Below are 14,102 nucleotides of genomic sequence, written 5' to 3'. Positions count from 1 at the left end.
AGCTTGGCGCACAAGTGAAAGCAGCGTAAAAAGCCTTACCGAGTCGAAGAACGAGCTACGTATTTGCGCTTAGCGCTCTTACTTGGCGGGCTTTTCTGCGCCGGCGTAGGTAGGGCAAATACTACCGGCAACTCGCACACCACCGTCACGGCCCGCCCATCTAGGCGGGCGGGCACCCAGGTGGCGGGTAGCAGCTTCGCTAGGCGCAGGGCCTCAGCATCGCAGCCGCTGCCCAGCTTCTTCACCACGCGGTACTCAGAGGTGTTGCCCTCGGCATCAATCAGGAAGGCTACTTTGGCTGTGCCACTGATGCGGCGTTGCAGCGCTTGCACCGGGTACTTCAGGTTTTCTTGCAAAACGCTCTGCATAGCCTCAAGGCCGCCAATGTACACGGGCTTTCTTTCCAGCTGCAGCGTGTCGCGGCAGTCGTCTTCTGCGCTCCACACCTTAAACACGCACTTGTCGTTGGTTATGGGCTTGCTGAACAGCACCTGCCGGTACGTGTAATCGTAGTTCTGCGCTAGTGTGCCCGTGGGCGTGTAGAACTCCCACATTCCTACTCGCTGATCCTGCTCATATGCGCCCCGCTCTCGCAAGGTTTCCCCATCGGCGTAGAAGGTGGTCCAGGTGCTGTCTTTTTGCCCTTTGCTGTAGAAGCCACGAACCAGCGGCAGGTTGTTTTTGCCGATCGACTTCTGGTACGGCCCCTGCTTCACGGTTTTGTTGTTGGTTAGCACGGAGTACTCCTCCTTGTACCATGGGTTCTGATGCGCAACTACCACTTTCTGTACCTGCTGGCTCAAGCCCAATGTGGGAGCAACTAGTAGTAAAAAAGCCAGGCTGCTCCGAAATAGTGCAAGTAAAAATTCTTTCATACCAACTCGACTTACAAGCTGCAGCTTTCTGAAATAGATGAAATCAACACAACTGGGCCCAATTGCAGCCCAGTACAGCAAATTACAGTAAATATAACAAAACAAAGTCAACCACCCTTCCTCAGCAGGCAGTAAACTGGAGTGTACGGGCATGCTTACCACTAGCCGCACGCACAACTGAGCCGCAAAACCGCAGTGAGGAAATGAGTTGGTTGGGGCGAGTGGCCTAGGCCACGCCGGGCGTTTGCCAAATACTGGCCTAGCCGCTTACCACTGCCGACTAGAAAGAGCGGCACCCACCTCGGGCTGCTGGTTTTGCAGCCACTCCACTGCCTGCGCCACGTCATCGAAAGCCGCCGCCATGGGAAACACCACATCCAGCTGTGACTGATCGAACACCATCCGACTCAGCAGATGGGGCGAGTACACCCACGCCAAGTAGCGCAGGCCGGCTGTGGCCATGGCGGGCAACCACTCCCGGGCGCCCCAGCTAATACCCTCAGCCCAGGGGTGCGTAATGAGAATGTTATCATTGAGCAGCTTGGTGGTTCGTTGGGCCCGCTGGTGTTCGAGCAACAGAGCGCACCCTTCTTTGGCCACGGCCTCGTTCAGCCGCCCGTACCACTGCGCGTACAGCCACTGATGCTGGTCGTCGTAGAGAACACGTAAGCAAGGAGTATGGGCCAATAGCTGCATAGTTCAAGATACACACTGCGCGCCGAAGGTCTTTCTTTTGACGACAATTACTCAATAAGTTAACATAGGTCACTAAAAGTCCTACTCTTCGTAGCAGGCCGCCATTAACGGCAAAAGCCCCATCTGGAGTGCAGATGGGGCTTTTGTAGGGTGGTTGGGGCAGGGTTATTTTTTCTCCTCTACCGGAAACTTGTCCAGAATGTCTTTGGAGGCTTTGGCAAATTCCTCACCTATGCGGGCGGGGTTGCCAACGGGGTCGGCCATGGAGCCGCGCCACACCAAGTTATGGCTGCGGGCATCTACCACGTCCAGAATCATAGTGCCTTCCTGGTAGGTTTCGGTGCGGTAGCCGGTGTTGTAGTAAGGAGTAGTGTACCAATAGCCGTAGTTGATGGGCAGAAACCGCCCCCGGTACGACATGGCATACGGGAAAGCGTAGCCGGGTGCGGGCGGGTTAGCCACCTGCCGCTCGGCCTCCTCAATGTAGAGGTGATAAGTCAGGTAGAAATCGGGTTTGGCATTGCCCTGCACCTGCCGGATGCCTCGTTTGGCCATCTCAGTATTGATGGCATTCTGAATCATCTCGTCGTTGAGGGAGCTTTTGTAAATGGGGTTCTGGGAGTCGGCCGACTTAACGTCGGTCTTAGCCCAATCGTAGGTGCGGTACCGGCTAAAATCGACGCCGGGCTTTTGTTGCACGGCAACCGGCGACGAGCAACTGCTAAGCAGCCCAATGAGTAGCAGCAGGGCCGCATACAAAGTAGTTTTCATAGAAAAGGTGGTGAGGAGAACGGATAAAAACAGAAGAAGGCCCTGCTGCCCCACGCAAGGTGGTAGCTGCCAAGCCTTCTTCTAATACTCGCTTGCCGCGGCTAGGTTACGGTGGCACCTGCTGTAGCGGCCCCAAAGCAGTGCCTTTTAGCTGAGCTACTTAGCCACCTGCGGCCTGCCGGGCGGGTGTGGCCTACACGTGTGGGCGGCGGGCCAGATAGCCTTCGGCTTCCCGCTGCACCAGTTCCCGGAAGGGCTCCATGTCGGCGGGCTTCAGCTTCTCGCCCGACACTTTCTCGTAGGTTTCGCGGATGCTGTCGGCCAGGTGTTTCACCTTTTTCGCCAGGTCTTTTTCTTCAATGTTTTCCTCGTCGAGGAGGCGGTGCAGCTCTTCCTTCGGGATGGGCGAGAGGCCGCCGGGAGAGCTCCAGTCGGAGCTGCCGGTTGAGTTTTGCTGTTGAGCCATGCGTATCGGGGGTGAAGTACAGCTCGTTCCTACGCAGAAAGAAAACAGAGTGTTAACATGAGGATGCAGGGCTAGGCCTGTCTTTCTACCGCGGTTTTGCTTCTTTTGTGGCTAACGTGCCGGCTAGGCCACTTCCCGCACAGTTGGTGCCCATCAGTATTTGTCGTTTTCTGCCTTATGTCTTCCTCTCCCATTACCACCATTGTTTTCGACCTCGGCGGCGTGCTCATCGACTGGAACCCGCGCTACCTCTACAAGCAGCTTTTCACGGATGAACAGGAAATGGAATCCTTCCTGAGCACCGTTACCACCCCCGACTGGAACGAGGAGCAGGACGCCGGCCGCACCATTGCCGAGGGCACGGCCCTGCTGGTAGCCAAGCACCCCGAACACCGCGAGCTGATTGAGCATTTCTACGGCCGCTGGCCCGAGATGCTGGGCGGCGCCATTCAGGGCACCGTGGATATCCTGACGGAGCTGCGCGACAGTGGGCGCTACCGGCTGTATGCCCTCACCAACTGGTCGGAAGAGACGTTCCCGATTGCGCTGGAACAGTTTGAGTTTCTGCACTGGTTTGAGGGCATTGTGGTGTCGGGCACGGAGAAGTCGCGCAAGCCCTTCCCCGATTTCTACCACACCCTGCTCACGCGCTACCAGGTTGACCCCAGCCAGGCCGTGTTCATCGACGACAACGAGCGAAATATTCACGCGGCCGAAGCAGTAGGCCTGCACACCGTGCACTTTCAGTCGCCGGAGCAGCTGCGCACCGAGCTGGTAGCCCTGCAAGTACTGGCCTAGGCCGGTTAGCTGACGCAAGAACATGCAAGAAAGGCCCTCGTGCTTCAACCAGTAAACTTTGGTAGAAGCACGAGGGCCTTTCTTTATTACTGAATTACTGAGCAGTGGCCTAGAGCCGGTCGAGGCGGCCGCCATCGGCCCGTATTTCTGCCCCTTGCACAAAAGCCGCATCATCGGAGGCCAAATAGGCAATGAGGGCGGCAATGTCTTCGGCGCGGCCCACATCGGCGCGGTCAATCTTTTCCACCCCCGACTTCACATTGGGGTTTTCCCAGAGCATGGGAGTATCAATGGCGCCGGGCAGCACGGAGTTTATGCGCAGGCCTTTGGGCTTGCCTTCCAGCGCCGCCGAGCGGGTTAGGGAGTTTACGGCGGCTTTGGCAGCGGCGTAGGGCGCTACGAGCGGGCTGGTTTCAACGGCATGAATGCTCGACACGTTTACGATACTGCCGCCCGGCTTCATGTGCAAAAACGCCTGCTTGATGAAGTAAAATGCACCCAGCAGGTCTACGTTCAGAATGCGCAGCCAGTCCTCGCCCGTGAGTTCTTCCAGTGGCTTAAACTGCATCAGGCCTGCGTTATTCACTATCACATCCAGGCGGCCAAACTTGTCGAAGGCTTCTTTCACGGAGGCTTCTACCTGCGCCTCAACCGACACGTTGCACACGCTGCCCCAGGCCTCGGGGGCGCCGGCGGCCTTCACCAGCGGGAGGGCCTTGTTGAGGTTTTCCTGGCTTAGATCTACTAGCACTATGCGGGCACCTTCGCTGGCTAGGCGCTTGGCAGTGGCTAGGCCTATTCCGCTGGCTCCGCCCGTGATGAGGGCTACTTTATCTTGAAAACGCATGAGGGAGGGGTTGTTGGAAAAACGAATACTTACAGGGAAGCCGGGGAGGGCGTGTTGGCGGCAGTGGTAGAGGCGTCTTGACTGGCTTGCTTGGCCTCCGTTTTCTTGTCTTCGGCCCAGTCGTCCTGGCTATCATTGGGCATCACAATGGGTACCTGCAAGCAAATGCTCTGCGCCGGCAACACCTGCCGCCAGTCCTGAATGAGTTGCTTGTAGGCCTCCCCCACCGGCCGAATGTTGCGGTCGAGGTCGTAGAGGCCTAGGGGGTTCACGATGCCGTTGTTCTCGCGCAGGGCTGTATCCCAGTCTACCTGGTCGGTGAGGGAATACCAGGTGAAACCCACAATGGGCACCCCGTCGTTGCGTACTCGCAGCACGTTGGCCCACTCCTTCCAGAGCCAGTTCACGGCTTCGTCGCCGCAGGGTCCCTGCCACATGTTGGTTTCGGTGTGCATTACGGGCAGACGGTACCGGTCATGGTACTGGCGCGTAATGACATGGTAGCCAAACACCTCCCCCGAGGCACTAGTGCTGCCATCGGCCTTTACGCGGTGCTCGTTGGTCTTGTAGTAGTCGTTGCCCATGATGCACTGGTGCTTGAGGCGGTTGTGCAGGAAGAAGTGGTACTCCTCGCGCGTCATGCCGTTGTCCATCAGGTATTCGTACATCTCGGAGTCCACACGCCGGCCGTAGTTGAGGTCGAGGGACAGAAACCGCTTGGAGTTCATCAGCTCGGCGGGCCGGATGGCAGCGGGGTTCTCGGCGTGGAAGTACTCCGACGACTCGCTCTGGATGAACAGCGCATCGGGGCGCACCTCGGCAATGGATTTCATGGCCAGCACATTGGCTTTCACAATGTGTTTAAGGGCTGTCACGAAGGCTTCGTCTGAGCGCAGCTGCTCGTTCCACCAGCCATACAACGCCGAAAACTCGGCGCAGATGTACATTTCATTGACGGGTGTGTAGAGCTGCACCCACGGGAAGCGAGCGGCAAAGTCGCGGGCGTACTGCGCAAATAGCTCCGGAAAATCGGGGTTCTGAAAATTCCCTACCCAGTCGGGCACCCCAAAGTGGCATAGGTCCACGATGGGGGCAATATTGCGCCGGTACAGGTCGCGGAAGGTTTCGTCGGCAAAACTCCAGTCGTATTTACCAGCGCCCAGCCACGTGGTATGAATAGGCGGCCCGTAGCGCAGAAAGCAAATTCCGAGCTCCTCTACCAGGTCAAAATCCTTCTGCCAGAACTTGTAGTGGCCGCACTTCTCCATTTCATCCATCCGCACCCGCCCGTTCTGAATTGTTGGATAACTGTTTTCAATACCGGTGGCGAAAATGAAGTGGGGTTTCATGCGGAAGAAGTGGGAGGTGAGGAGAAAATCAGGACTATGTACGGTGGGCCAGGCAAAGCTCCACCGTTAGGATGAGCTTACTCTGAAGTTTGACCGGATGTTCTGCGTAGACGCATATAATGCAGTAGAACAGAATTTTACACCATGCTGCTTTCGTACCCGAGCGCAGGTAAGAGCTAACGCCAGCAGAAGCCCGAAAGCAGGCTAAAAAGGCTTATTTCAAGCCGCTTGCGTTACGGGCACCAGCAAGCGACATCTGATATTCAATAGGTTATATATAAACCCATCTTGCAGTTCGGCTATAACACTTCCCTAAGCCGGCCGTATTGACTGGACAAGCCCCTGCGGCTCACATACTCCCTCTCTTACCAACAACATCAAAACTCTTCCTATGAAAACTGCATTTGCTTTCGCCGCTGCTCTCGCTTTAGGTGCTACTTCTGCCTTCGCTCAAACTACTACTTCGGGTACTACTGCCGGCACTACTTCGGGCACCACTTCGGGCTCAACTACCTACAGCACGTCCGGCTCTACTTCCGGCACCATGCGAACAACTTCGGGTACTACAGCGGGCACAACATCAGGCACGATGGGCACCACGTCGGGCACAATGGGTACTACCTCGGGTACGATAAGCACGACTTCAGGCACCACTACGGCCGGCACCATGGGTACTACCGGTACCACGTCGGGTACCATGGGCACTACGTCGGGTTCGACCTCGGGCTCTACTACGTATAGCACCTCGGGTTCTACTTCCGGCACCACTACCTCGGGCAGCACGTCTGGCTCGGGCATGTCTACGTCGGGTAGCACTATGGGCACCACTTCGGGCTCCGGCTCTATGAACCGCAGCAGCCGCTCGACCAAAAAATCGACGGGTAAGAAAACCAAAACCAGCTCGTCTTCGACCACTAGCGGCTCTATGTAAGCCCCTGGCTCTCTAGAATTAGCGTGTAGTAAAACGGCCGCCTCGCTCTGAGGCGGCCGTTTTCTTATGGGTGGCTTGCCTAGGCCAGTGCAACATTGCCCACCTAGGGCGGTTATTTCCCCTCAAACTGGCGGGCACGGCCCGCTTTACGTACCGATTTTACTCATGGAATACATTCAATTAGGAAACTCCGGCCTGCAAGTCTCCCGCATTACGTTTGGCAGCTGGGCAGCCGGCGGCTGGATGTGGGGCGGCACCGAGCAAAATGATGCCGTGGGCGCCATCCACGCTTCGTATGACCTGGGCGTGACCAGCATCGACACGGCCCCCATTTATGGGCAGGGCTTGAGCGAGGAAATTGTGGGCGAAGCCATCAAGAGCCTCCCCCGCGACAAAGTACAGATATTGACCAAGTTTGGCATGCGCTGGGACCTGGCCAAAGGCGACTTCGCCATGAAGACCAAGGATAACAACGGCCACGACCTAGACGTGTACAAGTACGCCGCGCCCGAGAGCATCATGAAGGAAGTAGAGGATAGCCTGCGCCGTCTTGGCACCGACTACATTGACCTCTACCAAATTCACTGGCCCGACAAGACCACGCCCATTGAAGAAACCATGGAGGCCGTAGCCCGCTTGGTGGAGCAAGGCAAGGTGCGCGCCGTAGGCGTGAGTAACTACTCGGTGGAGCAAATGCAGACCGCCGAAAAGGTGGTAAACCTAGCCTCTAACCAAGTGCCCTACAGCATGGTGCGCCGCGACATTGAGAAGGACGTGGTGCCGTATTGCATAGAGAATAACAAGGCCATCCTGGCCTACAGCCCCATGCAGCTGGGCTTGCTTACGGGTAAGATCAAGCCGGGTCAGCACTTTGAGGCCAGCGACCTGCGCGCTACCCACCCGCTGTTCAAGCCCGAGAGTGTAACGCGCGTAAATGCCTTCCTGGATAAGATTCGGCCCATGGCGGAGAGCAAAAACGCCACGCTAGGCCAGTTGGTGCTGCGCTGGACGCTGGCGCAGCCTGGTATTTCGGTGGCTCTGGTGGGAGCCCGCAACGCCGAGCAGGCCGTGCAGAACGCCCACGCCATCGACGTACAGCTTTCTCCTCAGGAAGTTGACTTCATTTCGCAGCAGCTGGCGCAGTTGCAACAGCAAGTGGCCTAGGCCACTACTCCGCGTTTAAAATAAAAGCGCTGCCTATCTGGGCAGCGCTTTTTTTATGCAGCTTGCATGCTCTGAGCAACGCTTTGCGCAGCTAATCCATCTGCCTCCGCAGACCGCTTTATCTACCTATTCACGCCGATGCTATGAAACACTATCTACTTTCCTGTTGCCTGCTGGCCGCCAGCACGGCGGCCTTCGCCCAAACGCCCACCCGCGCCGATTCCCTACTTGCGCGCGCTCAGCAGATCAGCAAACAGAAGAACTATCCGGAGGCTATCAAGGCTTATCAGTTGGTAGCGCAAGAGCCCACGGCCACGCCGCGCTACAAGGCCGTGAGCTACTACAACATAGCCTGCTACTACGGGCTGCAGAACGACGCGCCCCACGCCCTGGCCAACCTGGAGCAAGCCATTAAGGCGGGCTACGTTGATGCCAAGTACATTGCCGAAGACTCTGACCTTAACTTGTTGCACAGCCACAAGCAGTGGCCTAGGCTCTTAGCCAAAGCCCGCAAGCTGGAGGACAAAGAGCTGATCAAGCGCCCCCAGGACGTGAAACTCGTCACGACGGATATTGACCATTTCTGGCAGGCCTACGCCGCTGCACAGCATGATACGGCGCAGGCCCGCGCCATTTTTCGACGCGAGTATTTTGATAAAGGCTCGCAGGGCCTGAAGGACTATTACAACCTGAAAATCAAGAACGACGCTGCGTTTACTAAGCGTATTTTGCAGCGGCCCAAATACTACCAGTCTATTCAGGCCACCACTCTCTCCATTGCCAAGCAAAAGCCTCAGATTGTGGCGGCTTTCAAGCGCTTTCAGTAGTTGTATCCGGCGGTACGCTTTCAGAACGTGTACTTTGTGGTGGGCGGCTGGGTATCGGGTGGCACAGTGTCGGATGCGGGGCTGCTCATTGGGGCCGATCAGGTAGCCAACGGACCAGGCGTGAACACCTCGGAACTGAGCTTGGTGCAGCGCAACCGGTGCTCCCCGGTCTCCGTGATGCCCGAGCTGATGGTGCACGAGCTGGTGCACCGCAACCAGGGCGCGCAGGATGGCACCCTGCTTAGCTATGCCCTTAGTGAAGGAATGGCCGACTTTGTCTCCGAACTAGTGACCGGTGTGCCCGGCGGAGCCAACCGCCGCCTACACACCTATGGCAATGCCCACGAAAAAGAGTTATGGGCCGACTTCAAAAAGGAAATGCTGGGCACCAACTCCGACAACTGGCTTGCTAACGGCAGCCAGGAAACCCCCGAAAAGCCCTGCGACCTGGGCTACTACGTGGGCTATAAAATCTGCCAAGCCTACTACAATCAAGCCACCGACAAGAAGCAGGCCCTCACCGACATTCTCTCCATCCGGGATGCCAAAGCCTTCCTGGCGCAAAGCGGCTACGAGAGCCGCCTAGCCAGCCGCTAGGCCGGGTGTGGGAATACCTGGGCTCAATGCAACCATGTAGGGGTGGGTGGGCTCCGTAGCTATATACCCCACCTTCTTATGCTACCTCCATATGCGCTACCTGTTTACTCTGCTTTGCTGCCTTACGTTCCTGCCCCTTGTTTCCGGCTGCAAAGACAATCGTCCGGAGTCCTCACTATATAACACCCGCTGGATGCTGGTGCAGGTGGAGGATTTTCCGATTTCGCTTTCTAGCTACAGTGACACTTACCGCTCTTACATCGAGTTTACGGGTGGCGTAGACCGCACTACTGGCCTAGGGCCGTGTAATTCCTTCGGAGGCACTTTCTCCCTGGGCAAGGAGCCTGGCCTGCTCACCATTAGCCAGCAGGCGTCTACAAAAACTTCCTGTGGCGCACTGAACATAGAAACCCGGTACCTGGAAGCCTTACCGCGTACCGTGCGCTATGAAATTAAGGGCCGCGAGCTACGACTATACGACGCTACGAACTCCATTAAGCCTCTGCTCGTGTTTGAAGACCGTACGCCCACGGAATAAGCCGGTCAGCCTATAAAACCACACAGGGCCACCTCACGTGAGGTGGCCCTGTGTGGTTTCAGAACGAGTGGTGGCCTAGCAGTTGCCGTCGATGTCGCAGGAGGCGCCGTCGGCACCGGCCAGTTGTACCGGCTGCGGGCGCGACTCTTCCCACACTTTCTCCAGCACTTCCTGGAACAGCTCGCTGGGCTGCGCCCCCGATACGGCGTACTTATCGTCGAAGACGAAGTAGGGCACGCCGCGCACCCCAATCTGACGGGCCTGGTACTCGTCGTGGCGCACGTCCTGCGTAAACTCATCGGAGTGCAGCACCTGCTCTACTTCGGCGGCAGGAAGCCCGATTTCGGTGGCCAGGCGCGTGAGCGTAGCGAAGTCGTTGAGGTCTTCACCTTCTTCCAAATACGCCTTGAAGAAACGCTCTTTAGCGGCATCCTGCTTGCCGTGGCGCTCGGCTAGGTGCACCAAGCGGTGGGCATGCAAGGTGTTGGCATGCACGGCATGGTCAAAGTCGAACGCCAGGCCTAGCTCAGCGGCCGACTGCGTCATGTTGGCGCTCATTTGGCGGGCCCAGGCTTCGGTGTTGCCGTACTTGGCGGCGAGGCGCTTGTAGAGACTTACGCCGGGCTCGGGCTGCGCCTGCGGATCAAGCTCAAAGCTGTGCCACTGAATTTCTACTTTATCGGCGTGCGGGAAATTTGCCAGCGCATTTTCTAGGCGCCGCTTGCCGATATAGCAGAACGGACACACGATATCAGACCAGATTTCTATTTTCATAAGTCAAGGTGTTACGATTTCAGGCGCGTATAAGCCGCGGCGCCCAGTAAATGTTTTAGGCCGATACCCCAGCCAGGACTACAAGCCCTAATTAGAGTAAGGCGCCAGCCACATTCACCATTTCTAGAACAGTATATAGGTCCTTTCAGTGCCCGCTAGCCCCAGGGCGGACTGCGCTAGGCCAGGGTACTTGCGGCGCCACCCAAACCCGAGTATGTTCGGGACTATGTCTGATGTCATTTCCTTTGAGGCGTACCTAGAGCACGGCGGCCCCAGCTTTATGCCCACCCAAATAGTAGTAGTGCCGCCCCTAGTGTTGGTTGCGCTCGGTGGCACCACCAAGCGAGTGGTAGGCACGCTCAATGGCCTCCCCGTTCGGCTAGGCCTATTAGCCCAGCCAGGCGGCGGGCGCTACCTTATGGTAAATAAAGACCTATGCCGGGCAGTGGGCGTGCAGGTAGGCCAGCAGGTGCAGCTACACCTCTCCCCCGACCCGGAGCCCGACCGCGTAGATCTGCCCGCGGAGCTTGCTGAGGCCTTCGAAGCCTGGCCCGAAGCTGGTGAGCAGTTTGAGAAACTCTCGGGCAGTATGCGGCGGGCGGTAGCCCAGCACATAGCCACGGCCCGACAGGCGGAAACCCGCGCCCGCCGGGCCGTGGAAATAACAGAGCGCTTAGCACGCGGCGGACACCCTTTCCGGAAAGAATAGTGGCCTAGCGCACTGGCCTAGGCTATTTAGTCAAGGCAATTGTTACCACCTTACCCGTGCCGCTCACCATAAACTTGCAGTCGTTGAAATCGGGTGGGGCCAGGCGGGGGCGCACGTTGTTAGAGAAGGCAAATGGCTCGGTAGGAATGCCCATGAAGTTCTTATCGAGCTTATCGTTGTTGTTGGTATCCTGGGTAATGGCTACGGCCCACTCTCCGTTGGGCAGCTCTACGGGCAGCGAAATTTGCGTTTGGCCCCCAGGCTTTACAGCCCGCATAAAAGCGTAACCGCCGTGCGTAAGAAACTTCTCGCGCACATTATAGAAGTACAATTTAACCACCGAAGACGTAGACGCTAGGGCCGACACTACTACCGTGACGGACGAAGTGGCCGTGGGGTCGCCGGAGGCCAGGGCGGGCGTCGAAACCAGACCCGCAAAAGCGCAGGTGGCCGTGAGAAGAGTCTGCTTAAGTGCTTGCATGGCAGAAGATAACAATGATCTGTTCGGGGCCAACAGCACCCTCGCAAAAAAGATTGCGCAGGAGTGCATCTTTCCCCCTTTCGTCTACTCCATCTGGCGGGTGCTGGTTCTGTCTGAGCACAAAAAAAGCCCCAGCGCAGGGCTGAGGCATAGCTTGCTTAGCAGGTGTACTACTGGGCGCTAAGGTCGCGGCAGGCCTCTTCCAAGGAGGCATGGTGCCGCACTTCTAAGCGGTAATCGGCTCGTTGCGCGGTGTTATGGGCATATTGCTGAATGGCAATCTGTCCGAACACCGTAGCCGGCGCGAGAAAATTTATCTGCTGAATGCCCGCGGCCCAGGCGCGAGGGTTCCAGTTGGTGTTCACCCATTCCTGATCCGCCGTTAGCAGGGCGCCAAAGTGCCGCGTATCGTTCAGCCAGGCCAAACTGGTATACCGAACTGAGTAAGTACGGTAAAGCTCCAGCGCTTTATTCAACAGAAAACGGAAGTTGCGGCTGTTAGCAAAGCCGTGCCAACGTACAATTAAACACGTCATGCCCGGTGAGAGTGTAATCTCGCCGTATGACTCGGAATGCAGCAGAGTTTCAGACATGAAGGATACGGAAGACAAACTATACATAGCGCTGAAAACCGGTAAAATCCCATCCGGCTTCTGATCGAATATACGTCTCCCTTTCCCCTCAGATGTGGTCAAGCGGCCAACACTGTGCCCCACCCGGCCAAGGCACCCAGGCACTCGGTCAATCAGGCAAAACTGCTCAGCAAAGCCCGCTTTTATAGCTCAACCGTAGGGCAACCGCTATTCTGGCGAGGTTTGTTGTTCTTGTAGCCGGAGGTGGGCTACCAATAGGTCGTGAGTGAGACCAAACTCGCCGGCGGCTTCGGCGGCCGTGCTACCAGGCTGGCGCAGCATCGACAGCAGCAGGTGCACGGCTTCCACCTCAGGCGCTTCCAGTAGCTGAGCCGTTTGCTGGGCGTGCTGAAGCATGGTTTCCATTTCCAGGGTCAGCGGCAGACTAGCGCTTTCGGAGAGGCGCTGGCTCGTTAGACGGAGCCCCATTAACTCGGTAGCCAACCTGTACTCAAACAGCACGGGGCTGACCAACAGTTGATTGAAGGCAGGCATTACGGTAGGGTCCTGCTCCCGCAGCATAGCCAGCAGAAAGTGCGGTACCGCAATAAAGTCGTTATCCAGCTGAAATGCCTCGATGCGGCTGGTTTTGATAACCTGCTTCATAGCGGCAGAGAAGGGCAGCGCCGGGGGCTTTTTTCGGAAGAAGGAAAACATGGCGGGCGTCTGGCTCTGCTGGCGCGTTGGCTTCGTCGCTCAGCACCTGTACAACTTATGCGGAGGTATTTCAGTTGCGAACCTGGCACTTGGGGCTTACCGCCTGCAGCCGTAAACCAACCACGCGGCGGCCAAAACTGTAGCGGCAGCTCTCTAGGCCAGTACCTGCTGTAAAAATGCGCTACTATATTCCAGCACCTGCCCGAGGTTCTGCCGGTGCGGGGTGTGGCCTAGGCCAGGCAATAGCACCGTCTGTGCAGGTCCTGCCACTTGGCTGGCTAAAGCCTCTACCTGGGCTGCGGTACCGTATTCGTCCGCAGCCCCTTGCAGTACCAGTACGGGGCAGTGAATATGGGGCAGATACCGCTCAATATTCCAGTGCCGGAAAGCCGGCTGCAGCCAAGTGTCGGTCCAGGCCCGGAACATGGGCTTGGTGTTTACCCCGTGGTAGCGGGCCAGGCGCTGAGGCAAATCGGTAGAGGCATACTGGGCCTGCGCTGCCCGGATGCCGATCAGCGTTACATCTTCCACAAACACATGGGCACCTATTGTTACAACTGCGCCCACCAATGCAGGCTCTTGTGCCGCAGTAAGCAAGGCCAGCGTGCCGCCATCGGAATGACCCACCAGCACTGCTCGACCGATGCCGGCTGCCCGCAGTACGGCTGGCACCGTGAGGGCCTCTTGCTCTAGGTAGGCCACGGTGCGCGGCACTGGCCCAAACGGCGCTGACTCACCGTAGCCGCGTCGGTCGTACACGAAGGCGTGGCACCCCACGGCCAGCGCCAGAGCTGGATGCTGCCTAGGGAGTCGTGCAGAAAGACCAGCGTAGGCCTCTCATTAGCTTCCGGAGCCGGATGTCGCAGGTGCTGCACTCGCAGGAAGTGGTCTTGAAACGGCAGGGTATCGGTGTGTTCGGTTAGCAAATCAGGAGGATGCATAGGGCAAACAAATCGGTCCCGGCTTGGGAGCCAGGGCCGCAAATGTTGG

19 protein-coding genes are annotated in these 14,102 nt (G+C 57.4%); 6 read left to right on the top strand and 13 right to left on the bottom strand.

The features are described from left to right. Positions 1-35: 35 nt before the first annotated feature. From EU556_RS03045 to EU556_RS03030, 4 genes are all read right to left on the bottom strand, one after another. Positions 36-803, bottom strand: coding sequence for an energy transducer TonB (locus EU556_RS03045; protein ID WP_210116213.1), 768 nt, complete (start codon positions 801-803; stop codon positions 36-38). A 339-nt stretch (positions 804-1,142) separates the two neighbouring features. Further along, positions 1,143-1,562, bottom strand: coding sequence for a hypothetical protein (locus tag EU556_RS03040; RefSeq protein WP_210116212.1), 420 nt, complete (start codon positions 1,560-1,562; stop codon positions 1,143-1,145). A 174-nt stretch (positions 1,563-1,736) separates the two neighbouring features. Further along, positions 1,737-2,342 carry a DUF4136 domain-containing protein gene (locus EU556_RS03035; RefSeq protein ID WP_135430900.1) on the bottom strand — a complete coding sequence of 202 codons (606 nt, stop codon included), beginning with the start codon at positions 2,340-2,342 and terminating at the stop codon, positions 1,737-1,739. A 193-nt stretch (positions 2,343-2,535) separates the two neighbouring features. Beyond that, on the bottom strand, positions 2,536-2,808 hold the full coding sequence (locus EU556_RS03030; protein ID WP_135430899.1) for a hypothetical protein: 273 nt from the start codon (positions 2,806-2,808) through the stop codon (positions 2,536-2,538). 177 nt (positions 2,809-2,985) lie between these two features. Here EU556_RS03030 and EU556_RS03025 point away from each other — a divergent pair, with 177 nt between their 5' ends. Then, on the top strand, positions 2,986-3,606 hold the full coding sequence (locus EU556_RS03025; protein ID WP_210116211.1) for an HAD family hydrolase: 621 nt from the start codon (positions 2,986-2,988) through the stop codon (positions 3,604-3,606). A 109-nt stretch (positions 3,607-3,715) separates the two neighbouring features. Here the strand turns inward: EU556_RS03025 and EU556_RS03020 are convergent, their stop codons facing one another. From EU556_RS03020 to EU556_RS03010, 3 genes are all read right to left on the bottom strand, one after another. Next, positions 3,716-4,453 carry an SDR family NAD(P)-dependent oxidoreductase gene (locus tag EU556_RS03020; RefSeq protein ID WP_135430897.1) on the bottom strand — a complete coding sequence of 246 codons (738 nt, stop codon included), beginning with the start codon at positions 4,451-4,453 and terminating at the stop codon, positions 3,716-3,718. 29 nt (positions 4,454-4,482) lie between these two features. Continuing rightward, complete coding sequence (locus EU556_RS03015; protein WP_135430896.1) at positions 4,483-5,802, bottom strand: family 1 glycosylhydrolase; 1,320 nt, start codon at positions 5,800-5,802, stop codon at positions 4,483-4,485. A 513-nt stretch (positions 5,803-6,315) separates the two neighbouring features. Then, entirely contained in the window at positions 6,316-6,717 is a 402-nt protein-coding gene (locus EU556_RS03010; RefSeq protein ID WP_210116210.1) for a hypothetical protein, read from the bottom strand. 181 nt (positions 6,718-6,898) lie between these two features. On the opposite strand from EU556_RS03010, the gene EU556_RS03005 reads away from it, so the two are divergent. From EU556_RS03005 to EU556_RS02990, 4 genes are all read left to right on the top strand, one after another. Then, positions 6,899-7,897: an aldo/keto reductase gene (locus EU556_RS03005; protein WP_135430894.1), complete on the top strand. Its 999-nt coding sequence runs from the start codon at positions 6,899-6,901 to the stop codon at positions 7,895-7,897. A 143-nt stretch (positions 7,898-8,040) separates the two neighbouring features. Further along, positions 8,041-8,724: a TPR end-of-group domain-containing protein gene (locus EU556_RS03000; protein WP_135430892.1), complete on the top strand. Its 684-nt coding sequence runs from the start codon at positions 8,041-8,043 to the stop codon at positions 8,722-8,724. Continuing rightward, positions 8,725-9,321 carry a gliding motility protein GldB-related protein gene (locus EU556_RS02995; RefSeq protein ID WP_135430890.1) on the top strand — a complete coding sequence of 199 codons (597 nt, stop codon included), beginning with the start codon at positions 8,725-8,727 and terminating at the stop codon, positions 9,319-9,321. It abuts the gene before it with no gap. Positions 9,322-9,412: 91 nt separating this feature from the next. Beyond that, positions 9,413-9,859, top strand: coding sequence for an META domain-containing protein (locus tag EU556_RS02990; protein WP_135430888.1), 447 nt, complete (start codon positions 9,413-9,415; stop codon positions 9,857-9,859). Positions 9,860-9,934: 75 nt separating this feature from the next. On the opposite strand, the gene EU556_RS02985 is transcribed toward EU556_RS02990, so the two are convergent. Then, entirely contained in the window at positions 9,935-10,633 is a 699-nt protein-coding gene (locus EU556_RS02985; protein WP_135430886.1) for a DsbA family oxidoreductase, read from the bottom strand. Positions 10,634-10,859: 226 nt separating this feature from the next. Between EU556_RS02985 and EU556_RS02980 the strand changes: the two genes are divergently transcribed. After that, a complete protein-coding gene (locus EU556_RS02980; protein WP_167855427.1) occupies positions 10,860-11,342 on the top strand; it encodes a YdeI/OmpD-associated family protein in 483 nt (160 codons plus the stop codon). 22 nt (positions 11,343-11,364) lie between these two features. Here the strand turns inward: EU556_RS02980 and EU556_RS02975 are convergent, their stop codons facing one another. From EU556_RS02975 to EU556_RS02955, 5 genes are all read right to left on the bottom strand, one after another. Continuing rightward, positions 11,365-11,823 (bottom strand): DUF2141 domain-containing protein, encoded by a 459-nt coding sequence (locus tag EU556_RS02975; RefSeq protein WP_167855426.1) that lies wholly within the window; start codon positions 11,821-11,823, stop codon positions 11,365-11,367. Positions 11,824-11,993: 170 nt separating this feature from the next. Continuing rightward, positions 11,994-12,416, bottom strand: coding sequence for a hypothetical protein (locus EU556_RS02970; protein ID WP_135430880.1), 423 nt, complete (start codon positions 12,414-12,416; stop codon positions 11,994-11,996). A gap of 207 nt (positions 12,417-12,623) precedes the next feature. Beyond that, positions 12,624-13,112: a Clp protease N-terminal domain-containing protein gene (locus tag EU556_RS02965; RefSeq protein ID WP_135430878.1), complete on the bottom strand. Its 489-nt coding sequence runs from the start codon at positions 13,110-13,112 to the stop codon at positions 12,624-12,626. A 153-nt stretch (positions 13,113-13,265) separates the two neighbouring features. Further along, entirely contained in the window at positions 13,266-13,871 is a 606-nt protein-coding gene (locus EU556_RS02960) for an alpha/beta fold hydrolase (RefSeq protein WP_167855425.1), read from the bottom strand. Further along, positions 13,802-14,053 carry a hypothetical protein gene (locus tag EU556_RS02955; RefSeq protein ID WP_135430874.1) on the bottom strand — a complete coding sequence of 84 codons (252 nt, stop codon included), beginning with the start codon at positions 14,051-14,053 and terminating at the stop codon, positions 13,802-13,804. Before EU556_RS02955 ends, EU556_RS02960 begins: the two co-directional genes overlap by 70 nt. Between the last annotated feature and the right edge of the window lie 49 nt (positions 14,054-14,102).

The organism is Hymenobacter fodinae (genome assembly GCF_004745825.1).
Taxonomy (GTDB): Bacteria; Bacteroidota; Bacteroidia; order Cytophagales; family Hymenobacteraceae; genus Hymenobacter; species Hymenobacter fodinae.
The sequence above is the reverse complement of the archived record's forward strand: the minus strand, read 5'-3'. Positions and strand labels throughout refer to the sequence as shown.